The sequence below is a fragment of the Aestuarium zhoushanense genome (assembly GCF_056431045.1).
The window spans coordinates 1-23,207 of sequence record NZ_JBWKMA010000004.1 but is presented as its reverse complement, the minus strand read 5'-3'; the positions used below and the strand labels follow the sequence as shown (position 1 = coordinate 23,207).

Annotated in this window: 21 protein-coding genes, 1 tRNA gene, 1 rRNA gene and 1 pseudogene; 12 read left to right on the top strand and 12 right to left on the bottom strand. The window is 56.2% G+C overall.

The genetic code is table 11. The features are described from left to right. Positions 1 to 31 precede the first annotated feature (31 nt). On the top strand, positions 32 to 745 hold the full coding sequence (phnF, locus tag AC07ED_RS02390) for a phosphonate metabolism transcriptional regulator PhnF (protein WP_105234412.1): 714 nt from the start codon (positions 32 to 34) through the stop codon (positions 743 to 745). On the opposite strand, the gene AC07ED_RS02385 is transcribed toward phnF, so the two are convergent. From AC07ED_RS02385 to phnC, 5 genes are all read right to left on the bottom strand, one after another. After that, positions 742 to 1,359: an LbetaH domain-containing protein gene (locus AC07ED_RS02385; protein ID WP_105234411.1), complete on the bottom strand. Its 618-nt coding sequence runs from the start codon at positions 1,357 to 1,359 to the stop codon at positions 742 to 744. The two genes, phnF and AC07ED_RS02385, sit on opposite strands and share 4 nt — an antisense overlap. 2 nt (positions 1,360 to 1,361) lie before the next feature. Continuing rightward, positions 1,362 to 2,699, bottom strand: a complete 1,338-nt coding sequence (gene phnE, locus AC07ED_RS02380) for a phosphonate ABC transporter, permease protein PhnE (RefSeq protein WP_105234410.1) — start codon at positions 2,697 to 2,699, stop codon at positions 1,362 to 1,364. Then, positions 2,696 to 3,550 carry a phosphonate ABC transporter, permease protein PhnE gene (gene phnE, locus AC07ED_RS02375; protein WP_105234409.1) on the bottom strand — a complete coding sequence of 285 codons (855 nt, stop codon included), beginning with the start codon at positions 3,548 to 3,550 and terminating at the stop codon, positions 2,696 to 2,698. Before phnE (AC07ED_RS02375) ends, phnE (AC07ED_RS02380) begins: the two co-directional genes overlap by 4 nt. 64 nt (positions 3,551 to 3,614) lie before the next feature. Continuing rightward, the gene (gene phnD / locus AC07ED_RS02370) at positions 3,615 to 4,526 is read right to left on the bottom strand and encodes a phosphonate ABC transporter substrate-binding protein (RefSeq protein WP_105236281.1); all 912 of its coding nucleotides are present in this window, start codon (positions 4,524 to 4,526) and stop codon (positions 3,615 to 3,617) included. A gap of 68 nt (positions 4,527 to 4,594) precedes the next feature. Further along, positions 4,595 to 5,452, bottom strand: a complete 858-nt coding sequence (gene phnC, locus AC07ED_RS02365) for a phosphonate ABC transporter ATP-binding protein (protein ID WP_105234408.1) — start codon at positions 5,450 to 5,452, stop codon at positions 4,595 to 4,597. Between the two features lie 201 nt (positions 5,453 to 5,653). Between phnC and AC07ED_RS02360 the strand changes: the two genes are divergently transcribed. Continuing rightward, positions 5,654 to 7,804, top strand: a complete 2,151-nt coding sequence (locus tag AC07ED_RS02360) for an esterase-like activity of phytase family protein (protein ID WP_105234407.1) — start codon at positions 5,654 to 5,656, stop codon at positions 7,802 to 7,804. Between the two features lie 66 nt (positions 7,805 to 7,870). Here AC07ED_RS02360 and AC07ED_RS02355 read toward each other — a convergent pair whose 3' ends face one another. From AC07ED_RS02355 to AC07ED_RS02340, 4 genes are all read right to left on the bottom strand, one after another. Beyond that, entirely contained in the window at positions 7,871 to 8,632 is a 762-nt protein-coding gene (locus tag AC07ED_RS02355; protein WP_105234406.1) for an SDR family NAD(P)-dependent oxidoreductase, read from the bottom strand. A 91-nt stretch (positions 8,633 to 8,723) separates the two neighbouring features. Continuing rightward, complete coding sequence (locus tag AC07ED_RS02350) at positions 8,724 to 9,419, bottom strand: fumarylacetoacetate hydrolase family protein (protein ID WP_105234405.1); 696 nt, start codon at positions 9,417 to 9,419, stop codon at positions 8,724 to 8,726. Positions 9,420 to 10,075: 656 nt separating this feature from the next. Further along, the gene (locus tag AC07ED_RS02345) at positions 10,076 to 11,113 is read right to left on the bottom strand and encodes an alpha/beta hydrolase family protein (RefSeq protein WP_105234404.1); all 1,038 of its coding nucleotides are present in this window, start codon (positions 11,111 to 11,113) and stop codon (positions 10,076 to 10,078) included. Between the two features lie 47 nt (positions 11,114 to 11,160). Next, a complete protein-coding gene (locus AC07ED_RS02340; protein ID WP_105234403.1) occupies positions 11,161 to 12,246 on the bottom strand; it encodes a helix-turn-helix transcriptional regulator in 1,086 nt (361 codons plus the stop codon). Between the two features lie 130 nt (positions 12,247 to 12,376). Between AC07ED_RS02340 and AC07ED_RS02335 the strand changes: the two genes are divergently transcribed. The 10 genes from AC07ED_RS02335 (at position 12,377) to AC07ED_RS02290 (ending at position 22,467) form a co-directional block, all read left to right on the top strand. Further along, complete coding sequence (locus tag AC07ED_RS02335) at positions 12,377 to 13,159, top strand: alpha/beta fold hydrolase (RefSeq protein ID WP_105234402.1); 783 nt, start codon at positions 12,377 to 12,379, stop codon at positions 13,157 to 13,159. A gap of 225 nt (positions 13,160 to 13,384) precedes the next feature. After that, positions 13,385 to 14,449, top strand: a complete 1,065-nt coding sequence (locus AC07ED_RS02330) for an ABC transporter ATP-binding protein (protein WP_105234401.1) — start codon at positions 13,385 to 13,387, stop codon at positions 14,447 to 14,449. Continuing rightward, on the top strand, positions 14,436 to 15,710 hold the full coding sequence (locus AC07ED_RS02325) for an ABC transporter substrate-binding protein (protein ID WP_105234400.1): 1,275 nt from the start codon (positions 14,436 to 14,438) through the stop codon (positions 15,708 to 15,710). Before AC07ED_RS02330 ends, AC07ED_RS02325 begins: the two co-directional genes overlap by 14 nt. Positions 15,711 to 15,766: 56 nt before the next feature. Next, positions 15,767 to 16,639, top strand: coding sequence for a carbohydrate ABC transporter permease (locus tag AC07ED_RS02320; RefSeq protein ID WP_105234399.1), 873 nt, complete (start codon positions 15,767 to 15,769; stop codon positions 16,637 to 16,639). Next, on the top strand, positions 16,636 to 17,454 hold the full coding sequence (locus AC07ED_RS02315) for a carbohydrate ABC transporter permease (RefSeq protein WP_105234398.1): 819 nt from the start codon (positions 16,636 to 16,638) through the stop codon (positions 17,452 to 17,454). The genes AC07ED_RS02320 and AC07ED_RS02315 overlap by 4 nt, the downstream gene beginning before the upstream one ends. Positions 17,455 to 17,465: 11 nt before the next feature. Beyond that, positions 17,466 to 18,275: a sugar phosphate isomerase/epimerase family protein gene (locus tag AC07ED_RS02310; protein ID WP_158664480.1), complete on the top strand. Its 810-nt coding sequence runs from the start codon at positions 17,466 to 17,468 to the stop codon at positions 18,273 to 18,275. A 212-nt stretch (positions 18,276 to 18,487) separates the two neighbouring features. After that, positions 18,488 to 19,987 (top strand): alkaline phosphatase, encoded by a 1,500-nt coding sequence (locus AC07ED_RS02305; protein ID WP_105234396.1) that lies wholly within the window; start codon positions 18,488 to 18,490, stop codon positions 19,985 to 19,987. Positions 19,988 to 20,058: 71 nt separating this feature from the next. Continuing rightward, positions 20,059 to 20,478, top strand: coding sequence for a hypothetical protein (locus AC07ED_RS02300; RefSeq protein ID WP_105234395.1), 420 nt, complete (start codon positions 20,059 to 20,061; stop codon positions 20,476 to 20,478). Continuing rightward, positions 20,462 to 21,157 (top strand): ABC transporter ATP-binding protein, encoded by a 696-nt coding sequence (locus AC07ED_RS02295; RefSeq protein ID WP_105234394.1) that lies wholly within the window; start codon positions 20,462 to 20,464, stop codon positions 21,155 to 21,157. The genes AC07ED_RS02300 and AC07ED_RS02295 overlap by 17 nt, the downstream gene beginning before the upstream one ends. Further along, a complete protein-coding gene (locus AC07ED_RS02290; protein ID WP_105234393.1) occupies positions 21,154 to 22,467 on the top strand; it encodes an FtsX-like permease family protein in 1,314 nt (437 codons plus the stop codon). The genes AC07ED_RS02295 and AC07ED_RS02290 overlap by 4 nt, the downstream gene beginning before the upstream one ends. Positions 22,468 to 22,681: 214 nt before the next feature. On the opposite strand, the pseudogene AC07ED_RS02285 reads toward AC07ED_RS02290, so the two are convergent. The 3 genes and pseudogenes from AC07ED_RS02285 to rrf all read right to left on the bottom strand — a co-directional run. Further along, positions 22,682 to 22,812, bottom strand: a pseudogene (locus AC07ED_RS02285) (IS5/IS1182 family transposase); the annotation flags it as partial. Positions 22,813 to 22,916: 104 nt separating this feature from the next. Beyond that, positions 22,917 to 22,993 (bottom strand) — tRNA-Met (locus AC07ED_RS02280). Between the two features lie 105 nt (positions 22,994 to 23,098). Next, a 5S ribosomal RNA gene (gene rrf, locus AC07ED_RS02275) occupies positions 23,099 to 23,207 on the bottom strand; the annotation flags it as partial.

Sequence of the window (23,207 nt, the reverse complement as noted above, 5' to 3'; positions counted from 1 at the left end):
GATTCGTCGCCATTTCGCAAATGAAGGTTTCATGACACGCAAAAATCCTGTGTGGCTGTCGATTGCCCAAACTCTCAAAGATGAAATTGGCGAAGGCCTTTATCCCGCAGGAGCAAAGCTCCCGACTGAGGCGCAATTATCGGCGCGGTTCGGCGTCAACCGTCACACCGTGCGCCATGCCCTCGCGTCTCTGAACGAAGACGGGATAACGGTGTCTCAGCGCGGGTCTGGCGTGTTCGTCGCTTCGAACCCGCCTGCCGACTACCAGCTCGGCGCACGTGTGCGGTTTCACCAAAACATCGCGGCTACGGGGCGTGCACCATCGCGGCAAGTGATCCGCATCGAAACGCGCCCCGCTAAGGCCGAAGAACGCGAGGCTTTGGGCGTTGATATGGTCCATGTGGTCGAAGGGATTTCGTCGGGCGATGCCCTGCCCATCTGCCACTTTATCTCTGCCCTGCCCGCCCAAAGGTTTGCGGACCTCCCGCAGATCATGGAGACCGAGCGGTCGATTTCTAAAACGCTCGAACGGCTTGGTGTGACCGACTACACCCGCCATTCGACCCGCATTACCGCGACCGTCGCCAAAGGGCCGCGCGCCGGCATGTTAAAGGTCAGCGAAGGTTCACCACTTTTGCGGACCGAAGCGATCAACGTCGACCGCGACGGTGCACCGATTGAATATGGGTTAAGCTGGTTTGTCGGGGATCGCGTCGCGCTAACGGTTGCTAACGAAGGGCATTAGCCCTCGTGACGTTCTAAGAACTCTTCGGCCCGCAAACGGCGGAAGTCGTTCAATGCGTCCTTGAGCCGATCATGAGGCCAATCCCACCACGCGAGGTCCAAGAGCCGATCTGCAACGGATTGATCAAACCGCATTTTCACTGGCTGCGCAGGAACACCCGCCACTATCATGAACGGCGACACGTCCTTGGTCACGACCGCGCCTGATGCGACGACGGCACCGATGCCAATGGTGATCTCTGGCTTGATGATCGCCCCATGCCCAATCCAGCAATCCGCGCCCAACGTGCTCCGCCGTGATGCGCGGTGTTCAAAGAACGCCGGATCATCCTCTACGCCGTCGAAATAATAGGACGACCGATAGAGGAAATGGTGCTGCGCCGCATTCCGATACGGGTGATCCGTCGGCCCAATCCGCGTGAAGGCCGCGATATTCGCGAATTTACCAACCGTCGTGTTCGCCACGTCAGCGTAACGGTCACAGTAGGAATAATCCTCGAACGTCGAATTCAGAACGCGACTGCCTTTGCCGATTTCAACATAGGCCCCAAAGGTGGAATTGCCGATCTCGCAGTCGGGATGAACAAACGGTTCGGTCGCAGAGAGTTTCGGCATGATTACCCTTTAATGAATTTCTTACGGATCCAGCCCGAGATCGTGTCCATGATCATCACCGTCAGTACGACGAGGATCATGTAGTAGCACACCTCTTCCCAGTCCTTTTGGGTGATGATCGCCTGCGTCAGCAAAAGACCGATACCACCACCGACAAGCGCACCAATCACAGTGGCCGAACGGGTGTTCGATTCAAAGTAATAGAGCAGCTGCGACAGGATCAGCGGGAGGACCTGCGGGATCACACCAAAGCGCATGCGTTGGATCATATTCGCGCCCGTGGACTGGATGCCTTCGACCTGTTTGTTGTCGATGTTTTCTAGCGCCTCAGAGAAGGTCTTCCCGAAGGTGCCCGTATCCGTCAGAAGGATCGCCAAGGAGCCCGTCATCGGACCAGGACCGAATGCACGGGACAGAATGACGGTCCAGATCAGGCCATCAACTCCGCGCAAGAAGTCAAACAGACGGCGGCATGTGAGGCGGAGCCAGACCGCAGGCGCAAAGTTCGACGCCGCAAAAAAGGCCAGCGGGAACGCGATCATCCCTGCCCCCATCGTACCGATGAACGCCATCAGAACCGTTTCACCCATCGCCCAGAACACATCGCCATGGCGCCACATCTTATTGTTCCAAAAGCCGTCGATCATGGCGATGATGTTGGAATGCTCTGCGGTCACACGCGGTTCCCAAATGGCGAGCGCGATCAATTCTCCAACTGATTTGCCGTAGAACGGACTATCGAGGGTAAAAAAGAACAGCTCCCAGCCCGCTTGATAGCGGAACACTTCGGTCCGTGCGGGGGTCATAGAGAACCGCCAGTTGCCTTGGTCGATGGACACGCGATTGCGAGAGACGCTCATCCACTCTGGAATGTCTTTACCATCAGGGAGCGTAAGAACTACTGAGCGCCCGTTCACTTGGGTCGTGATTTCACCAAAGTCAGGAACATTGATGACGGCCGTATTTTCAGGAAGATATTGAACAAAGGCATCACCATAGAGCGAAATAGCCGTGGTTTCACCCATAGCTACCCACTCGGGGCCTTCGCCTGCGGGGTATGCCCCTTTGCGTTCGCCCTCGACCGAGGCAACGACCTCACCAGAACGGTTATCGCGCGTGACGTGGGTCTTATAGGACCAGAAATCACCAAGGAGGACCGCTGCGTTTTCAGGACGCGCACGAGACGCGAGGCCCGCGACGTCAAACGCGAAGAATACGTAGATCAGGTAGCCAAGGATCGCGAAAGGTACTGCAATGCTGCGCCATTTGCGGAACCGAAATGTGCCCTCGATGGACTGCTTCAAACCGACGGTTTCGAAATTTTCAGATGCTGTGGTCATGCCAATGCCCCTCCCTTTACCAGACGTTGACGGGCACGGTCGGACAAGTGGTCAACGATCATGATGGTCAGGTACAGGATCGCGAAAATGGCGACAACCTGATCGTACTTCCCCTGCCCCCACTGGAGCGCGGTTTTCAGGTCGTAGCCCAAACCACCAGCGCCAACGAAGCCAAGGATCGCCGAGGCGCGAATATTAATCTCGAACCGCAAAAGCGCGTAGGACGACCAGTTCGGGGCGACCTGTGGCATCACGCCAAACCAGATACGCTGGAACCAATTGCCCCCGACCGAAGCCAAACCTTCAACGGGTTTCAAGTCCACGTTCTCTGCCGCTTCGGAAAACAGTTTGCCCAATGCGCCCGCCGTGTGGAACGCAATCGCGATCATCGCGGGGACAGGGCCAACGCCCAAGAGAAAGATGAGCACAAGTGCGATCACGATCTCAGGCACAGCGCGCATGGTATCCATGATGCGGCGGAAAACGGATGTCAGGCGCGGCCAAAGGGCCAGACCACGCGTCGACAGAAAGGCCAGAGCCATCCCCAAGAGACCGCCGAACAAGGTCGCAATCGCTGCGATATTCAGGGTCTCGATTAGGGACGGAATAGCGGCCACGAACAAACGCGGCAGGTTCTGCCAGTTCGTGAAGGCCTCAGCGAAAATCTCTTTTGGGAAATCAAAAATGCGGTGCAAACCGTCTAGAAATCCGCCTGCATTTCGATCTTCGGCAACGGTGAACCCGCTCGCAAAAAGCACAAAGAAGAGCGCGACCAGAATGGCCCCATAAAGGCGGCGGCGGCGGACCAGAGCGAGATACTCTGCCGTGCCAGATACGGTGTGTGCCGTCATTAGTATGTCCCGGATATGAAAAACCCGAAGGCAGACTGATTCTGCCTTCGGGTCATTGGTTTGATTAGGAACCGTTAGCGATCTGCTGACGACGTACTTCGATGATGGTTTCGTAGTAGTCGTGAGTGATCGGTACGAAACCAGAGGTATCACCAGCAGCAACGCCGTATGCGCAATCTGGGTCAGCAGCTTGCAGACCTTCGACCAGCGCGGTCATGGTTGCTTTTACGTCTTCTGGCAGTGCGTTGCGGAGAACAACAGGGCCTTCCGGGATCGGTTTAGACATCCAGATCTGAACGAGGTCGTTCATGTCAACGAGGCCAGCGTCAACTGCCTTGCGCAGAGCGCCCGAATTGTAGCCGTCTTCCCAGTTGCCCTGACCGTCAGCCCAGGTCACGCCAGCGTCGATGTCGCCGTTGTTAACAGCAACGATGGTTTGCTCGTGACCGCCGGTGAAGCGAACTTCGCCGAAGTAGTCGCCGGATTCCATCGAGTGGCCAGTTGCCTGCGGAATTTCTACCGACGGGATCAGGAAGCCAGAGGTGGAGTTCGGATCACCGAAGCCGAATACTTTGCCCTGAACGTCTTCGAGCGAGGTTATGCCGCTGTCAGCGCGTGCGAAACCGATCGAATGGTAGGTGTAAGAACCGTCGAGGTTCGCTTTAACCAGAACTGGCGAAACAGCTTCAGGGTCGGTCAGGTAAACTTTTGCGTAACCCGAAGCGCCGAGCCAAGCCATGTCGATGGTGCCGCCCAGAAGACCCTGGATAACGCCGTCGTAGTCAGCAGGAGCGAAGAGTTTGACGTCAACGCCGAGTGCTTCAGATGCGTAGTTCTGAAGGCAAGCATAGGAGTTCATACGGTCCTGAGCGTTTTCACCGCCGAGGATACCGATGTTGAATTCAGTGATTTCCTGAGCGGCAGCAGCGCCAGCCAGAACGGTAGTTGCGAGTGCAACAGAAAGGATCTTTTTCATGGTCGTCTCCAAAGGGAACATATCATTCGAATTGGCGCGGCCATCACACGGCCTTTGCCTGTGGCTACTCAGTCGCTCAATAGTACGGCTGCGTATTCTGTTGCGGGAGCCAGCGACCCGATCTCTGTCGAGGTTGCGCTCTCGGAAAAGCTTTCGTCTGCCCCATAGATGTCGCGAGCAACGTCTTGGGTCAGTTGACTAGGGGCGCCATCAAACACGATGCGTCCGTCCCGCATCCCGATCACGCGGTCGCAATAACGACGCGCTGTATCGAGGGTATGGAGGTTCGCCATCACCATGCGACCGTCTTCGACGTTGATGCGCTTGAGCGTGTCCATCACGATCTGCGCGTTCATCGGGTCGAGCGAGGCAATCGGTTCGTCGGCAAGGATGATCTTGGGGTCTTGCATCAGCGCACGGGCAATCGCGACACGCTGTTGTTGACCACCAGATAGCGCCTCGGCCCGCTTTGCGGCCTGTTCAGCGATACCCAAGCGGTCAAGAATTTCGAGGGCGCGGGTGATGTCTTGGCTCGACCAAAGGTTCAGAACACTCGTCAGCGTGGAACGGCGACCCAAAAGGCCATGCAGCACGTTCGACACAACATCCATACGCGGGACAAGGTTGAACTGCTGGAAGACCATCGCGCATTGGCTCTGCCAGTCGCGTTTATCTTTGCCCTGCAGTGCCAGCACATCAACGCCATCAACGACGATCTGACCATCGGTCGCATCGGTCAGGCGGTTCATCATACGCAGATACGTCGATTTACCCGCACCAGAGCGGCCAATAATGCCTACGAACTGCGCGCCTTCGACAGAGAAAGAAATGTTGTCGACTGCCGCTCTGTCACCGAAGCGCTTGGTCACGCTGTTTACGTTGAGTTGTATACCATCCCCTGTGTTGCTTCGACGGGGGATACGCATGGTTTGTGACAGGAAATTCTCATGCCTATGAACCTTTAGCGACAGCAAAGATTCAGTTTTACGACACCTCAAGGCGTGGCCGCAGACCGCAAAACAGCACGTGGGTTGTGATTTTACAGGAGTGTTACCGTTGCTTTAATCAGGGGTTACACAGGCCCTTCATGCGAATTCTGTCTTTCAATTTCCGACAGAGAGTTTCGCATGACCTTTAAATCCGTCTGCATTACGTCGATCCTCGCTTTGGCCGCTGGCCAAGCATCGGCAGAGATGAACTTTAACCGCATCGCATCGTTTGCGACGCCGCATAACAACGCTGATGCCTCTGCAGAATCCTCTGCCGAAATCATCGCCGCGTCCGACGATGGCATGACATTAATCTATACCGACAGCCCGCTGGGCGTTGTTGGTCTGATCGACATCACTGACGCGACAAATCCACAGGCCAAAGGCAACGTGGACATGGGCGGCGAACCTACCTCTGTAACCGTCGTCGGCAACACCGCCTACGTTGCGGTGAACACTTCTGAGTCTTACACCAATCCGTCGGGCAAGCTGGTTTCTGTAAACCTCGCTGACGGTTCAGTCACTGGTGAATGTGACCTCGGTGGTCAGCCTGACTCGACCGCGCACACCCACGCTGGCGATATGGTAACGGTCGCTATCGAAAACGAACGTGACGAAGACCTCGGCGACGGTCGCGTTGGCCAGATGCCTGCCGGCTACATGGTCACCGTTGGTCTTTCTGACGACGCTCTAGCTTGCGATAGCCTCGTAAAAATCGACGTCTCTGGCCTCAGCGACATCGCCCCCGAAGATCCAGAGCCCGAGTTCGTTGATGTCAACAGCCTTGGCGAAATTGCCGTCACAATGCAGGAAAACAACTCGATCGTTATCCTGAACGCTGACGGTTCGGTTCAGAACGAATTCTCGGCTGGTTCTGTAGATCTGGTCAATATCGACGCAACCGACGAACGCGGCGAGCTGATCTTTAACGAAAGCCAGCCTGGTCGCCTACGCGAGCCCGATGGCCTTCAGTGGATCGACGATAACCACGTCATGATCGCAAACGAAGGCGACATGGACGGCGGTTCGCGTTCGGTCACAGTGTTCCACAAAGACGGCACTTTGGTTTGGGAATCTGGCAACGCCTTTGAAACCCCGATCATCCAAGCAGGCCACTACCCTGACAAACGGTCCGACGCTAAAGGTGTTGAGCCTGAAGGCATGGAAGTCGCGACCTTTGGCGACACCACCTACGCCTTTATCCTGTCGGAACGTGCATCGACCATCACCGTCTACGACGTAACCGACGCGACCAACCCTGTCTTTAAACAGGTCCTGCCGTCGGGCATTTCGCCTGAGGGCGCGATTGCAATCCCAGAGCGCGGCCTGCTTGCCACCGCAAACGAAGTAGACCTTGGCGAAGACGGCGCAGCACGCGCGCACGTCATGATCTACGAACTTCAGAACGCACCAGCAGCTTACCCGCAGCTGACCTCTGAAGGCACTGACGAACTGATCGGTTGGGGTGCAATCTCTGGCATGGTCGCTGACGAAGACGGTCTGATCTACGCCGTCAATGACAGCTTCTATGGCTACCAGCCGCGCATCTTCACCATCGACCCGAGCCAAACACCTGCTCGTATCATCGCAGCAACCGACGTGACCCGCGCAGGCTATCCGGCACAGAAGATGGACATGGAAGGTATCACGCTGGACGGCGAAGGCGGTTTCTGGATCGCATCCGAAGGCCGCACCGACCGTTTGGTTCCCCACGCGATCTACCACGTTAAGGCCAACGGCCAGATCAAAGAAGAAATCGCTCTTCCAGCAGAGCTTCTGGTTATTGAAAAACGCTTTGGTTTTGAAGGCATCACGCTGGTTGGCGACACCCTTTGGATGGCCGTTCAGCGGGAGTGGGCTGACGACGACAAAGGCTTTGTGAAACTGGTGTCGTATAACACCACCACCGAAGAATGGGGCGCTGTTCGCTATCCGCTGGACGCGGTTGAAACAGGCTGGATCGGCCTGTCGGAAATTCAGGCTCACGGAGACTACGTCTACCTGATCGAACGCGACAACCAGATCGGCGAAAACGCAGCCGTGAAACAAGTGACCCGCGTTGCTTTGTCCGAAATGGTGCCTGCGCCACTGGGCGGCGACCTACCCGTTGTCACCAAAGAAGTCGTCTACGACCTAATCCCTGATCTGGCATCGAACGGCGGCTACGTTGTCGACAAGATCGAAGGCATGGCAATCATGCAAGACGGCACCACATGGATGTCGACCGACAACGACGGCGTTGATGATAGCTCGGGCGAGACGTTCTTCTGGTCGATCGGCCAGTTCTAAAATCGCCATACCTACAAACACGAAAAGGGGCGCAACCGCGCCCCTTTTTGCTACTTCTGTGTGCCCTTATCGTGGCGGCAGACGCGTCGCCCCATCTAGGCGAATAACTTCACCGTTCAGATATGGGTTCTCGATGATCTGGCTCACCAAGAGGCCAAACTCGTCCGGCTGACCCAAACGCGCTGGGTGGGGCACGTTTTTAATGATCGCGTCGGTAACCTCTGTCGGTAGGCTCATCATCATTGGCGTGCCGAACAGACCCGGTGCAATCGCCATGACACGCACGGCCGATTGCGCCAGTTCACGCGCCAGCGGTAGACACATCGACGCCACGCCACCCTTTGACGCCGAATAGGCCGCCTGCCCCACTTGACCGTCCTGATAAGCTGCGGATGAGGTGTTGATGATCACACCACGCTCACCATTTTCCAGCAACGGCAAGTCCATCATCGCCCGCGTCGCATAAGACATCACGTTGAATGTGCCAATCAGGTTGACGCGGATCACACGCTCGAACAGGTCGACGGCCAGTTTACCTTCACGCCCCACCATGCGAGCAGCATTCGCAATGCCTGCGCAGTTCACAACGACACGCGGTGCGCCGAGCTGAGATACGATGGTATCAATGGCGGCTTCCACCTGCGCGGCATCGCCCACGTCGACCTGAACTGCTAGACCTCCCACCTCGGACGCGACCGCTGCCCCTGCAGCACCGTCAAAGTCCAGAATGCCGATCTTTGCGCCCTTGGAAGCCAAATACCGCGCCGTTGCCGCACCTAGACCGCTGCCGCCACCTGTTACGATGGCCACCTGCCCCGAAATATCCATAAAGTCCTCCCTTAAACGTCCCGCGCATTAGGTCGCCCAAGTATTTGAGGTTCAATAGTTTCCTAACGTTACGGAAAGGAAACCTTGGCGGTCAAATCGACGCACCGATCGTCAATGAAATCGGTTCAAGCCCGTCGATGCCACCGCTAATCACATCACCTGGGACAACGGGTCCGACACCTTCTGGCGTGCCCGTTAGGATCACATCGCCAGCACGAAGGTGATAATATTTAGACAGATCAGCAACGATGTCAGACACCTTGTGAACAAGCAGGGAGAGCGCCGAGTCCTGTTTAAGGTCACCGTTAACCGACAAATGGATGCGCTGATCGGCTGGCGTAAAATCAGTTGCCTTGGTGATGGTGGAAAACACCGCAGACTGTTCAACGTCCTTGCCCAAGTCCCAAGGCCGCTGTTTCACCCGTTCTTTCAGCTGCAAATCGCGGCGCGTCATGTCGAGCGCACAGCAATACCCATATATCGCAGCAACCGCTTCATCAAGCGTTGCTCGAGCAACGTCCGACCCGATGACCAAGGCCAATTCCATTTCGTAATGGTAATTTTCAGTACCCAGCGGATAAGCCGCTGTCGTACCCGACAGGATCGCAGCAGAGGACGACTTTGTGAAATAGAACGGAGCCTCGCGATCAACCTCACACCCCATCTCTTCGGCATGAGCAGCATAATTGCGCCCGACACAGAAGATACGTCCCACAGGATACTGCGCCGTCTCACCCTTTACGGGGACCGTGAGAGCCTCGGGCAACTGAAACAAGTGAGCGGTCATGGGAGGTCCTGATCTAGAAGGTAAAGGAGCGGTGAACGACTTGGACGTTCAATGTAAAACGATCCCGTCAGAACAGGTATATATTTTAGGCCGAAAGAGTGACTCTGGAATAGATATTTATAACGAAACTGACGAGCAAAGGCGGCCTCGCCACGTTACTGCAGCTTTCGATGGGGCAAACGCCGACAGCCCCGCTGGCGGGATTACAGGGTACTGATATTGTAAATGAATTAGTTTTGGTTGCGGGGGAGCGCACGCTTTGTAAGCTACCACAATTAATATGCTCAATTTAAAGACAATCCTCACCAAAAATCAAATGCATAAAATATGAGAGGGTTCTGGTCTCACAATTTGTGAAACTCGCGCTCGAGGAAGAAACTCTAGGTATGCAGAAGAACCTTGAAGGTGTCACGAAACCGAGGGGCTAAGCTGGGTCTATCTACAGGGATGCGGACGAGCCTCGGCACTGGTACTGGTCAGCCTAAACGTCCGCTTGGGGGCAAAATCGTCGGTTAGTTCGTCGACATCGAAATCGTGAGGCACTGCATGTGAAGGAACGGGTCAAAGTTCTTCGACCCCACGAAATTGCTTCAATGCCAATTGATCTCGCGGTGCACATTGAATGCGCCATAGCGGACAAAAGTATGTAGCTGCGCTCAAATGGCGCGTGGGCGCAGTGCCATTTTCAGGAAGTCCACCACCCGTCTTTCGGCCTCAGGCGCCATCGTGATAGCGATCCGCCCATATCTTCTTGGGTCCCCTGATGGATCGGGCTGGAAGAGGTGGTTCAGTCCCGGCATGATCTCGACGTGCAGTCCAAGGCGTGGGCCGAGGCTGCGTAAGGCGGCTGCGTTAATCGTCGCGTCCACTTGGGTGTCGGTTCCACCGTATAGCGCAAGCACAGGGCCAGAAAAGGCGCGAATTAGGGTCAGCGGTTCGTGGCGAAGGGCATCAAAGCACCACGGCGTAGCAATAAGCCCCTCAAGGTTAGCCCGCTCAGCGGGAGGCAGAGGTGCAAGAGCTTGTGCCAAGTCCAGACGAGCGGCATCAAGGTCGGGGGCCGCTCGCAGCGCCGTAAAGGCACCATCGAGGGCCTTATCGAGGCTCTCGATTTCGGACGGGCTCGCCCCATGAAGCGTCGCGATGGTCCTTGTTTGCAGCCGCAAGAGCGCGTCTATTGGCACACCAGGCCCAGCCAAAAGGACCAGTGCCGCGACGTTTCGCCCCCGTGCTGCTAAGGGCGCGGTCAACCCACCCTCAGAGTGGCCGAGCATCGCAATGCGGCCATTATCAATCTCAGGCATCGCCGCCAACACGTCAAATGCCGCCCCTGCGTCTTCCGCGAAATCACTGATAGTGGCTGTAGCGCAATCACCACCGCTTTGCCCTACGCCGCGTTTGTCATAGCGGAAGCTCGCATAACCCGCTTTGGCCAAGAAGTCCGAAATGACGAGGAACGGGCGATGGCCCGCCACCTCTTCGTCACGGCTCTGCGCACCCGAACCTGCAACCAGAAGGACGGCCGGAAACGGCCCCTCACCCGCAGGCAAGACCAGTTCTCCGGCCAGTGGGCCCGCGGGCCCCTCCACCACCAAAGCGCGGTGGGGATAGGGACGAACGACCGGGTCCTGCGGGCGCAGGCAAGCGGCCAACCCCCAAAGTGAAAAAAGAGCAAGGAAGTGACGTCTGATCATCGGGGCCTCCGTTTGTAGATCTGACCCCGACACTTTCACCTTTATCGTTAGTCTTCGTCCGAACCCTTTGGCCCGGACGCCCGCCATGCACTTGGGGTCATCCCGACAAGCTTTAGGAAGGCCGCGTTGAAGGTCGATTTAGCGTTAAAGCCCGTAGCATATGCGATCGACAGAACTGTCCCCCCAGTCGTCTGGAGAAGCTCTTTCGCTTCAGCCACTCGCCAACGATTTACGTAATCGTAGAAGTTCTCTCCCTTGCCTTGGTTTAGGGCCTGACTGACGTAGAAGGGCTTCGCATGAGCCGCAGTCGCCAAGTCAGCCAACGAAAGGTCTGGCTCGCGCCAGAGGCCGTCGCGGCGCATGGCAGCGTCGATGCGTGTAAGAAGGAGGGCCATGGCTTCTGGATCGAGGCCCGAGCGCGCATAGCTTGGGGCCTCGGCAACGACTTCGGTAGCCCAATCTGGCAGGGATAAACGAAGGGTCAAGCCATGGGCGGCGGTACTAAGGACCAAAGCTAGGACAAAGAGGTCCGCGAGTGGCCCAACCAGCACACGTCCAAGCGTCAAAAGGTCCAAAAGCTGCAGCCCGAAAAGCGCCGCCACCCCAAGCCCCAGCGCCGCTACAGCGTCAAAGCGTGGTGAGGGCTGGGCAAGTACCTGAGCCAGTGCAGCCTTTTGCCGCCGCAGTTCGCGCAATATCCCAAGCCCTGCCAGCGCCGTTACAAGGCAGAGAAAAAGCCAGTAGAGCGCTATGCCCGCGAGGGAAATTAGGATCAAAATCGGGGCGACTTCTGGCATCTCTCCAGCCATCATGCTGGTCCGCGCCGCAGACGGTAAAAGGAGGAAGGGCAAACATAGCGCCCCGCTGGCGGTTAGAGCAAGCTCGGCACGCGGCCACCGAGAGGTGCCAGACAGGCGACGCAAGTGCTGAGCCAGAAGAGGTGGTAGAAAAGGCAAAACGACGACCTGCCAGTCCTCCCATTGGCTGTCCTCTAGGCCAAGGACCAAGGCCAAACCAAGGGCGAAGACGACCAAAAGGTCCAAGGCTGAGGCCAACCGTTGATCCGCCCCCCGACTGCGAAGCCAGATAGCCCCTGCTGCCATCAGTGCCATTCCAATGAGGATTCCAGTCATCCGCCCTGCCTTTCGCGGCGCACCATGCCGCCCTTTGAGTTTGTCGGCAAGTGCGTCCGCCCCCTTTGGATCGGTCGTCTGGCCCGCAAATTGAGGTCAAAACAGATACGACCAAACCGATGGAGTTCTCATGACCCTCTTTAGATGCCTCGCCCTTCTACCTCTTCTGGCTGCCTGTGCCACTTCCGCCCCAGAGGTCACCCGCGCCGATGGCCCCACCGTGATTTTCGAGGCGGGGCTCGGCGACGATGCTTCTGTCTGGAACAGTGTCGCAGTGCCCTCGGGTCTTGGTCGATTTGCATGGACGCGTGCGGGATATGGTCTAGGGGCCGAACTCGCCGTCGGTCAGTTCTGGCCCGAGGATGCTGATGGACGCCGCAATGGCGCGGAGGTCAGTACCCATCTTCAAGCGGAGTTAAACGCCAACCGTGTCGAAGGGCCCTATATCCTTGTCGGCCATTCAATCGGCGGACTTTATGTGCTGGACTTCGCTCGCCGCCATGCCAATCAGGTTCAGGGTATCGTCCTCGTCGATCCTCGACTTCCGGGCTTCACCGCTCGCTGCACCGAGCTGGCCCTCTCTGGGTGCGAAGTTCCGAAGCTGTTACGAATGGCTCTCTCTGAGGCCGCGCGGATTGAGCTGGATGGCGTCCCTGAAACCGAAGCGGCGCTTGCCGACCTATCTGCGTTGAGCGCCATCCCCATTACGATCCTCGTGTCGACCAAACCGAGCATTGGAGAGGATCCGGGCTGGCGCACTGCATGGGCGCAACAGGCCGCCGACTTCGCAGCCCGTTTTCCTCATGCCCGCGTGATCCCAGTGCAGAGCGGTCACTATATCCAGACCACAGCGCCACAAACCGTTTCTGAGGCCATCTCTGCTTTGGCGTCGCAAGGTCGGAATGGTGCCTAATCTGAACCTTCCGTAGTCGGACGGTTGCGAAAGGAGGTTGCCAAATGAAGCACCCAGAGGTCTGGTAAAGATGTAGCAGATCCAAAACGCCCAGAGCCCGTCGCGCAGTTCGCTTTGGCTTCGCTTGCCGTTACGGCCACACATCAGCTGAGTAAAACAGCGACATCATAAAATTTTAATCAGACTGTCACCGAAGCGTTGCGTCGAGATGGTTTCTGCACACGTATGCAGAAACCCAAGACCGCTATCCAAATCGATCAAGTGTCCCGTGCGTTTGACCATATTCGCGCACTCGATGATGTTTCGGTTTCAATCAACTCAGGCGAGTTTACTGTCCTGCTTGGCCCGTCTGGCTGCGGTAAATCAACATTGCTGCGCCTGATTGCTGGGCTGGATGAGCAGACCGAGGGCACGATCCTGATCGAAGGTCAGGACATGCGTGGCAAGCCACCAAGCGCGCGCAATCTGTCGATGGTTTTTCAGTCCTATGCACTCTTCCCGCATCTGAGCGTGGCTGAGAACATCCTGTTTGGCCTCACCGTTCGCAAAACCCCGAGATCTGAACGGGCGGAGCGCCTGAAACGCGTGGCCGAAATGATGGGTCTTGCGCAGCTTTTGGATCGCAAACCATCGCAGCTCTCTGGCGGGCAACAGCAGCGCGTCGCCCTCGCCCGTGCGGTGATCAGCGAACGTCCGATTTGTTTGATGGATGAACCACTGTCGAACCTCGATGCCAAACTACGCGCTGAAATGCGGATCGAATTACGGTCGATCCAAAAACAACTGGGTTTAACCGTTGTCTACGTGACCCACGATCAGGTCGAGGCCATGACGATGGCCGATCAGATCATAGTCATGAACGGTGGACTGATTGAACAGGTCGGCACCCCCGAAGACATCTACGCACGACCTGAAACCACATTCACGGCTGGGTTTATCGGGACACCGCCGATGAACCTTTTTCCCGCGAGTGCTCTCTTTGACGGCCCCGCAAACCTAACCGTCGGCATCCGCCCCGAAGATCTGCACCTGAGGGATACGGGTCCTGAGGCACACCTTGTCGGTGTTGAATACCTAGGCGCGGATTGTTTGGTCGCTGGTCAAATCAACGGCAGCCCTTTTGTCCTACGCCAGCCAGCCCACTCACCCACACCAAACGACACGTTCCCCATCGGATGGTCGACCGGAGCGTTGAACGCATTTGACGCGACCACAGGCAAACGCCTGCGCGATTTTGACTTTTCTTCCCTGTCCCAAACCCAAAAGGACTTAAACTATGAAACTGCGTAACATTTTCCTCGCCTCATCGGCGGTTGTGACATTGGCTTCGGCAGCGTCGGCTGTTGAGCTTGAGTTCTATTTTCCGGTTGCCGTAGGTGGCGCCGCTGCGGACACGATTCAGGCCCTGACTGAACAGTATATGGCTGAACACTCTGACGTGACGATCGATGCGATCTACACGGGCTCTTATGCCGACACGACAACTAAGGCGATCACCGCCGCACGTGGTGGCAATGCTCCGCAACTGATTATCTCGCTCTCGACCGACATGTTCACCTTCATCGACGAAGACATGATCGTTGCATGGGACGATTTCGTCACTGCAGAAGAACAAGACGCCTGGATTGGCGGCTTCTATCCTGCGTTCATGGCAAACAGCCAGACCGAAGGCAAAACCTGGGGCATCCCATTCCAGCGGTCCACTCCGGTTCTGTATTGGAACAAAGAAGCTTTTGCAGCAGCAGGTCTGAACCCTGAAGTAGGCCCTGCAAACTGGGCTGAGATGGTCGAGATGGGCAAAGCCCTGACCATTAAAGACGATGCTGGCAACGTTACCCAGTGGGGCGTTCATATCCCGTCGTCGGGTTTCCCGTCATGGCTCTGGACTGGTATCGTCGCTGGTAATGGCGGTCTTTTGGCCGACGACACTGGCACGAACGTCAGCTTCAACTCTGACGCAGCCGTTGGCGCGCTCGAAGCTCTCGTTGCACTGTCGCAAGAGAACGAAGTGATGGCACAGGGCATCCTTGATTGGGGCGGCACACCGAAAGCCTTCTTTGAAGGTCAAGCAGCCATGATCTGGACCACCACAGGCAACCTCACCAACGTTCGCACCAACGCGCCGTTTGATTTCGGCGTCGGCTTCCTGCCGGGTCTGGTACAAAACGGTGCACCGACAGGTGGTGGTAACTTCTACCTCATCAAAGGGTCCTCGGACGAAGAACTTCAGGCCTCTGCTGACTTCGTGAAATGGGTCACCGCCCCTGAACAGGCTGCAAAATGGACCATCGCAACGGGCTACGTCGCACCGCGTCCAGACGTCTGGGAAACCGAAACCATGGTCGAATACACCGCTGATTTCCCGCAGGCACTGGTTGCACGTGACCAGCTCGACTACGCAGTTGCAGAACTCTCCACCTTCGAAGGCCCGAAGGTCACCCAGCTTCTCAACTCCGCGCTGGAATCTGCGATCACAGGTCAGACCGAGCCTAAAGCCGCGCTGGACGCCGCTCAGGCTGAAGCAGACGCCATTTTGGCAGCTTACAAATAATCCAAATCACGACGGGGCGCCCAACGGTGCCCCGTCATTCCCATACAGGTATCTCTATGCTGCGTCGCGAATGGATTTACGCATGGCTGCTCTTGCTTCCAGCCTTCGTATTCCTGATCACATTCACACATCTGCCCGCCGTCGAGACGCTGATCAACAGCTTCTGGACCACGGCGAAAGGTCGGCGTCCGTCTGTTTTTACAGGCTTGGGCAACTACCAAAAGATGCTGGATGATCCGATCTTTATCAAAGCGATGATCAACTCAACGCTCTACGCGGTATTAACGATCCCGACGTCCATTGCGCTTGCATTGGTCATGGCACTCCTCGTGCATAGACCGTTCAAGGGTGTCGCCCTGATGCGCATGTCCTTTTTCACGCCGACGGTTTTACCACTTGTCGCTGTGGCAAACATTTGGCTGTTTTTCTATGCTCCCGGATTTGGCCTCATTGACCAGATCCGCCAGTTTTTCGGATTTGCATCCGCCAACTATGCAGGACAACCCGATACAGCACTCTATTCCGTCGCCGTCGTGACAATCTGGAAAGAGGCTGGGTTCTTTATGATCTTCTTTTTGGCAGCACTCCAAACGGTGCCAGAAACTCTCCGCGAAGCAGCCGCAATTGAAGGCTGCTCGAAATGGACCTTCTTTCGTCGCGTCACCCTGCCGCTGATAATGCCCACGACGCTGTTTGTTTCGGTCAATGCCGTAATCAACGCGTTTCGGCTCGTTGACCATGTGTTTGTGATGACCAAAGGCGGGCCGGACAACGCGTCGATGCTCTTGCTCTACTACATCTTTGAGACGGGATTTCGGTTCTGGGACACGGCCTATGCCGCCGCGCTCACCGTCGTTTTGATCCTGATCTTGTCACTCGCAGGGATCGGGCAGTTCTTTGTTGCCGACAAACGGGTGCATTACAAATGATCGGTGACACCCTCTTTGATCGCGTTTTAATGCGGAGTTCGGGAACTGTCCTCGCGCTGCTTTGGTTCGTCCCTCTCGCCTATGCAATCTGGGCCGCCATTCACCCTGCCGCCTATGAAGCGCGCTTTGACCTCATGGCACCGCTGACATTTGAGAATTTTCAGAGCGCGTGGTCCCAAGCACCCTTTGCGCGCTATTTCATCAATACCTTCCTTCTCGTCGGGATGATCTTTGCGGCTCAACTCATCCTCTGCACGCTCGCTGCATTCGCCTTTGCGCGACTGAATTTTCCAGGAAAATCAACTCTGTTCGGCATGATCCTAGTTCAGCTTTTGGTCATGCCCGACATCCTGCTCGTCGAGAATTACAAAACCATGCGCGCGCTCGGCCTTGTCGATACGATCATAGCGATTGGCCTTCCGTATTTCGCCTCTGGCTTTGCCATTTTCCTGCTGCGGCAAACCTTCATGACTGTGCCCAAAGAATTGGACGAAGCCGCCCGGGTCGAAGGCTGTTCGCTGCTTGGCCTCTTGTGGCGGGTTTATGTTCCTCTGGGCAAACCCGCGATGCTGGCCTTTGGCCTCGTGTCGGTCAGTCACCATTGGAATAACTTTCTCTGGCCGCTCATCATCACCAATTCGGTCGAAACGCGCCCACTGACGGTCGGACTTTCGATTTTTGCCACCACTGACAGCGGCACCTCTTGGTCGGTGATCAATGCCGCAACGCTTATGACCTCCGCCCCGCTTCTTTTGGGCTTCATCTTGTTCCAACGCCAATTCGTGCAGAGCTTTATGCGCGCTGGCATCAAATAAGGATCGTAACCTTGGCACTTTCAACCTTTGGTGCAGCCGTCACACTGCCGACATTTGAAAATCTGCAATCATGGATCTGCGACTCGGATCGTCCTATTGAAATTCAGGATTTCGTTTATCCTGATGTGATCGCTGGAGACTGTTCCGATTTGATCGCAAAATACCAAACGGCCCTTGCCCCGCACAAAGGCCATCGTGGTATTCACGGCCCCTTCTTTGGCCTCGACCTCGCAAACCCCGACCGCGCCATTCGCGAGGTGATCCAGCAGCGGTTCCTCAAAGGTCTCGAAATCGCTGAAGCGCTCTGCGCTACCCATATGGTGATCCACAGCCCTTTCACCTATTGGCACGTCCTGAACCAGCGCAACTATCCAGACATCAAACCGTCTATGTTCTCTGCCGCAGCCGATTGTCTTGCACCTGTGTTGAAACGGGCCGCAAGTACGGGCTGCGTTTTGATGCTCGAGAATATCGACGACACGGACCCCGCCACTCGTGTTGAACTGGTGGCCGAGATCAACCACCCAAACCTCAAGGTTTCCATCGATACGGGTCATGCTGACCTCGCCCATGGCCGCTATACCGCGCCGCCCGTGACCGACTTTATCGCGGCTGCCGCAGGACATCTGGGTCACGTCCACCTACAAGACGTGGACGGTTACGCCGATCGCCACTGGCACCCTGGTGAAGGCCGTATCAATTGGTCGCCTCTTCTCAAAACCATCGCAGCGCTTGAAGAATCCCCGCACCTCATTCTTGAGGTGCACCGTCATACTGATGCCCTTCCGAAAACTGTCGAATGGTTGGAGTCGTTGATTTAAACGACCCGACTCCGTCTGAGAGGGTGTCCTCCCCCCTCTCTGATACCCCCAAAATGGTAGCCGTCCGATAGATCAAATCAGCCGACTGTTTTCAACGTTGAGATTTTTTCGCCCCAACAACTCGATCTATACACGCGTGTTACAAAAATGCGGTCCCTCATAGCGCGAGGGCGGTCGCTCTCTGACCCCAAATCTATTCCGTTGAGGACATCATGAAATCCATCATTTCTTTGTCAGCCCTAGCGCTGGCCATTTCGACTTCTGCAATGGCTCAAGAGCTTCCTGAACTTCAGACATCAAGCGAATGGTTCACCCAAGGCCAAGAGACAATCGCAGAAATCATCGCCCGCGAACGCAACGAAGGCCGTGCAAAGAACGTGATCCTGATGATCGCTGACGGCAACGGCGTTGGCACCAACTACGCGACCCGCCTCTATGTGGGTCAGCAACTTGGTATGCTCGGCGAAGAAAACGTCCTGCCCTATGAGACCAATGATTTCTATAACGGTATCGTAAAGACCTATAACATCAACGCTCAGACCCCAGACTCGGCTCCGACCGCTGGTGCGATGAACACAGGTGTGAAACAGCGCTTTAACCTGATCAACCTTGGCGGCGACGCAATCCACAACGATTGTAGCACTGTCGCTGGCAACGAACTGAAAACCTTTGCAGAGATTGCAACAGAACGCGGCATGTCGGTTGGTATCGTATCGACTGCTCGTCTGACCCACGCGACACCTGCGGCTGTGTTTTCGAAAACAGCGAACCGCAACTGGGAAGACGAAGTTCCTGAAGGCTGCACCGCACAAACCGACATCGCATCCCAGATGATCAATGGCATGACCTCTGGCATGATCGATATCGCGCTCGGCGGTGGTTCGCGTTACTTCACCCCCAAAGGCGACATGACCCCGAACGGCGGCACAGGTCACCGTCCGGATGGCGTCGACCTGATCGGTCAAGCACGCGACGCTGGCATCCAGTATGCGTCGAACCTCGAAGAACTTAACGCTCTCGACATGTCCCAGCCGATCCTCGGCCTCTGGACCGACAGCCACACCTCCTACGAGGCTGACCGTCCTGCGACCGAACCGTCGCTTCTCGACATGACCCGCACAGCGATCGACTTCCTGAGCCAGAATGAAGACGGCTTCTACCTCGAAATCGAAGCTGGCCGCGTTGACCACGCAAACCACGCTGGCAACTTTGCTCGTACTGCCGCAGACGGCATGATCTGGACCCAAGCCGTTGCTCTCGCAGATGAGATGACCAACGACGAAGACACGCTGATCATCGTAACCGCTGACCACGAGCACGCGATTGCGTTCAACGGCTACTGCGGTCGCGGCACCCCGATCCAAGGTCTCTGCTTCCAGATCGCAAAAGAGGGTGAAATCCACTCTGACGAACTGGCGCTTGCTGCTGATGGCAAACCTTATTCGGTCATCACCTACACCAACGGCGCTGGCACCGTTCTGAAACAAGAAGAAGGCTCAAACGACTTCACCGGCTCGCGTCCTGACGTGACCCAAGAAGAAGCGATGGACCTCGACTACCTGCAGCAGGCTCTGATCCCGATGGAGTCGGAAACCCACTCTGGCGAAGACGTCGCTGTTTACGCAAAAGGCCCGTGGGCGCATCTGGTCGATGGCACCATCGAACAGAACTTGATCTTCCACGTGATGAACCACGCGATCAACGCTGACTAATTTCGCCACAGACACACAGGACGGGGGCCATGTTTCGACATGGGCCCCGTTTCATCTAAAGAGAACGCACCATGATCAGCCGCCGGACATTCATCGCCTCTACCCTTGCTGCCCCCTTTGTTGGGACGCGCGCCTTTGCGCAGGACGGCATCATCAAATTGCGCGACCTCTACGACCGCCAAGCGATTTCAGAGTTTGCGCAAGCGACCCAAGGGCAGCGCATTTCCGTTGATGGCTACATGGCCCCGCCCCTAAAGGCGGAAACGAATTTCTTTGTGCAGACGCGCCGACCAATGTCGGTCTGCCCATTCTGCGAAACCGAAGCCGAATGGCCAAACGATATCGTGGCGGTCTACGCGAAGCGGATCATCAATCCCGTCCCCTATAACGTGAAAATCGTAACGACGGGTATTTTGGAATTGGGCGCGTATCGCGATCCTGAACTGGGGTTTGTTAGCCTCGTTCGTTTGATGGATGCCACGTTTGCCTAATTCATTCGCCCTCACAACTTCGGCCCTAGAAATTCTCGGCAGCAATGGGAAACGCATCCTGTCTTTGCCGCCTTTGTCCATCTCCCAAGGCGAGCTGCTCGGCATTCGCGGGCCATCTGGCGCAGGAAAATCTACGCTCCTCTACGCGCTTGCAGGGCTCATGAACGGTGTCACGGGGTCCATCCGATGGGGTGACACCGACATCATTGCCCTGACCGATACCGCGAGAACGAAATTCCGCGCTGACCACATTGGTATGATCTTTCAGGACTTCCACCTGTTCGAAGAGCTTGGCGCCTTAGCGAACGCGAATATCGCCTCGCTTTTCCGCCCCCGTGCAGAACGAAAAGCCATCGAATCCCGCGCAGACGGGCACCTGAATGCCCTCGGGATCGACAGTGCCGCCCGAACAGTATCGAGCTTTTCTGGCGGCGAAAGGCAGCGCGTCGCGATTACCCGCGCTCTTGCCACCAACTCACCGATCCTTCTCGCAGACGAGCCTACGGCAAGTCTGGACCGCGAAACAGCTGATCGTCTGATCGACGATTTGGTCACTCTCGTGCGACAAAGCGGTAAGACATTCATCGCCGTGAGCCATGATCAACATTTGATCGACCGTTTGGATCGCGTTCTCACCATCACAGACGGCAAAATGGTCGATGATCGGAGGAACGCATGATCGACCTTTGGCTCTCTTTGCCCGCGTTGGCTCAGGACATTCTAAAGACAGCTCTCCTCCTTTGCCCCGGCGTACTCATCGGTCTGTTCACTATACGCGGGTTTGCACCGTGGCCCCTGACCTCGGCGATCCTATGGCGGTTTCGCGGCACTGTCGTTTTGTTCGTTCTATTGATTGCGGTGTCGGTCGGCATCGGCATCGCCCTGTCCGCACAAGAACGAGGCCTTCGTCACGGGACCGCTATGGCCGCTGATAAATTCGATCTTGTTGTCGCAGCACCGGGGAGCGAACTTACCGCCATGTTTGCTGCGGTCTACCTGCAACCCAGCGATATGGCGCTCCTCGATGGTGAAACGTTCAACGATATTGCGACGCATGAAAAGGTCGACTTCGCGGCCCCTCTCGCCTTTGGTGATAGCTACAACACATCTGCTGTCGTGGGCACAACGGCAGAGTTTCTGGTGCATTTGTCCGACGGGAATTTCGAAGGCCGAGTTTGGCAAACCAGCGAAGAAGCCATCGTCGGCACCCTTGTTCCGCTGGAAATTGGCGATGAATTTTCCCCTGCTCACGGCGAAGGTGAAGCCGCCGAAGAGGATGTCCACGAAGGGCATCACCTTACAGTCGTGGGCCGAATGAAGCCGACAGGAACACCTTGGGATCGCGCGATCCTCGTCCCAATTGAAACCATTTGGGAGGTCCACGGCCTCGCCAACGGGCACAGACTTGAGGCTGGCGACCAGATCGGTCCCCCATTTGATCCTGCCTATTTCCCAGGCACGCCCACCATTGTCGTTCACCCCAAAGAGCTTTGGGCCAGCTATTCCTTGCGTTCCGAATTCACCCGCGACGCACAAACAATGGCGTTCTTTCCGGGAACGGTCTTATCGAACCTCTACCAGATCATGGGCGATATTAGGCAAGCGATGTCCTTTATGGCCTTGGTCACACAAGTACTGGTCGCGGCAAGCGTACTCTTAGGTCTATTCATCCTGTCGCGGCTGTTCAAACGGACCATCGCTCTCCTTCGGGCAATTGGCGCCCCATCTCGCTTTGTCTTCGCCGTCGTCTGGAGTTTCGGCGCAGTCATGCTGGTCGCGGGATCGCTCCTCGGCCTGATCAGCGGAATTGGCTTCGCAGCGGTGATCTCAACCATCGTTACAGAACGGACCGACATCTACATCTCGGCAAGCCTTGGCTGGACCGAAATTCAGTTCATCGCAGGGTTTGTCAGCATCGCACTAGGCCTCGCCCTCCTCCCAGCCGCAATGACCCTGAAGAATGATATCGTCTCGTCGCTTCGATATTAAATGAGATCCAATCGCCTAGGGTCTGGACTCATTGAATTTCAATGACAGTCGATGACGATGGCCGCGAGAACGATTTCTGACATGAAGACCTTTGGGCACCTGCCCTAACGGATCGCAACACGCCTTCAACCCTAGGGTCTTCCGAACATTCTCTTGATCCGATTGCGGCTTTTGTCGTGTCGCTTGTTGCAGTCAACTGGCTTCTTGCGCTGTTTCCGGTCGGTGATATACGCGCGTATCCCTTCAGCACACGACGATCATCAACCAGCGGCTTGCCATGGGACTTCGGGCCAAAGGCTATAAAGGCGTCATCTGCGCATCGTTCAACCAGAAAAGATCAGACATCTCACCGCTCAATTATCAAACCGTGAATCACGCGGCCCCATGGAAATCAATGGGGCCTTAGCCTAGGAAGGCGTTATTAATGCCGAATAATTTTATGCATTATTTGGTTGCGGGGGTAGGATTTGAACCTACGACCTTCAGGTTATGAGCCTGACGAGCTACCGGGCTGCTCCACCCCGCGCCGGTTGTGACGGTGTTTTGTCACTGGTGCGTTTATCCAGCTATTGCGTATTTTGTTTGCTTTGCTGGAAGATATCGAAAGAGAGAAAGTATTGGTTCTTATTAGGTCTGGCGGTGACTTACTCTCCCACGTCTTAAGACGCAGTACCATCAGCGCAACGGCACTTAACGGCCGGGTTCGGAATGGATCCGGGTGTTTTGCTCGTGCTATAGCC

Coding starts and splice junctions, on each gene's coding strand:
- phnF (WP_105234412.1), top strand. CDS start 32: ATGACACGCAAAAATCCTGTGTGGCTGTCGATTGCCCAAACTCTCAAA.
- AC07ED_RS02385 (WP_105234411.1), bottom strand. CDS start 1,359: ATGCCGAAACTCTCTGCGACCGAACCGTTTGTTCATCCCGACTGCGAG.
- phnE (WP_105234410.1), bottom strand. CDS start 2,699: ATGACCACAGCATCTGAAAATTTCGAAACCGTCGGTTTGAAGCAGTCC.
- phnE (WP_105234409.1), bottom strand. CDS start 3,550: ATGACGGCACACACCGTATCTGGCACGGCAGAGTATCTCGCTCTGGTC.
- phnD (WP_105236281.1), bottom strand. CDS start 4,526: ATGAAAAAGATCCTTTCTGTTGCACTCGCAACTACCGTTCTGGCTGGC.
- phnC (WP_105234408.1), bottom strand. CDS start 5,452: ATGCGTATCCCCCGTCGAAGCAACACAGGGGATGGTATACAACTCAAC.
- AC07ED_RS02360 (WP_105234407.1), top strand. CDS start 5,654: ATGACCTTTAAATCCGTCTGCATTACGTCGATCCTCGCTTTGGCCGCT.
- AC07ED_RS02355 (WP_105234406.1), bottom strand. CDS start 8,632: ATGGATATTTCGGGGCAGGTGGCCATCGTAACAGGTGGCGGCAGCGGT.
- AC07ED_RS02350 (WP_105234405.1), bottom strand. CDS start 9,419: ATGACCGCTCACTTGTTTCAGTTGCCCGAGGCTCTCACGGTCCCCGTA.
- AC07ED_RS02345 (WP_105234404.1), bottom strand. CDS start 11,113: ATGATCAGACGTCACTTCCTTGCTCTTTTTTCACTTTGGGGGTTGGCC.
- AC07ED_RS02340 (WP_105234403.1), bottom strand. CDS start 12,246: ATGACTGGAATCCTCATTGGAATGGCACTGATGGCAGCAGGGGCTATC.
- AC07ED_RS02335 (WP_105234402.1), top strand. CDS start 12,377: ATGACCCTCTTTAGATGCCTCGCCCTTCTACCTCTTCTGGCTGCCTGT.
- AC07ED_RS02330 (WP_105234401.1), top strand. CDS start 13,385: ATGCAGAAACCCAAGACCGCTATCCAAATCGATCAAGTGTCCCGTGCG.
- AC07ED_RS02325 (WP_105234400.1), top strand. CDS start 14,436: ATGAAACTGCGTAACATTTTCCTCGCCTCATCGGCGGTTGTGACATTG.
- AC07ED_RS02320 (WP_105234399.1), top strand. CDS start 15,767: ATGCTGCGTCGCGAATGGATTTACGCATGGCTGCTCTTGCTTCCAGCC.
- AC07ED_RS02315 (WP_105234398.1), top strand. CDS start 16,636: ATGATCGGTGACACCCTCTTTGATCGCGTTTTAATGCGGAGTTCGGGA.
- AC07ED_RS02305 (WP_105234396.1), top strand. CDS start 18,488: ATGAAATCCATCATTTCTTTGTCAGCCCTAGCGCTGGCCATTTCGACT.
- AC07ED_RS02300 (WP_105234395.1), top strand. CDS start 20,059: ATGATCAGCCGCCGGACATTCATCGCCTCTACCCTTGCTGCCCCCTTT.
- AC07ED_RS02295 (WP_105234394.1), top strand. CDS start 20,462: ATGCCACGTTTGCCTAATTCATTCGCCCTCACAACTTCGGCCCTAGAA.
- AC07ED_RS02290 (WP_105234393.1), top strand. CDS start 21,154: ATGATCGACCTTTGGCTCTCTTTGCCCGCGTTGGCTCAGGACATTCTA.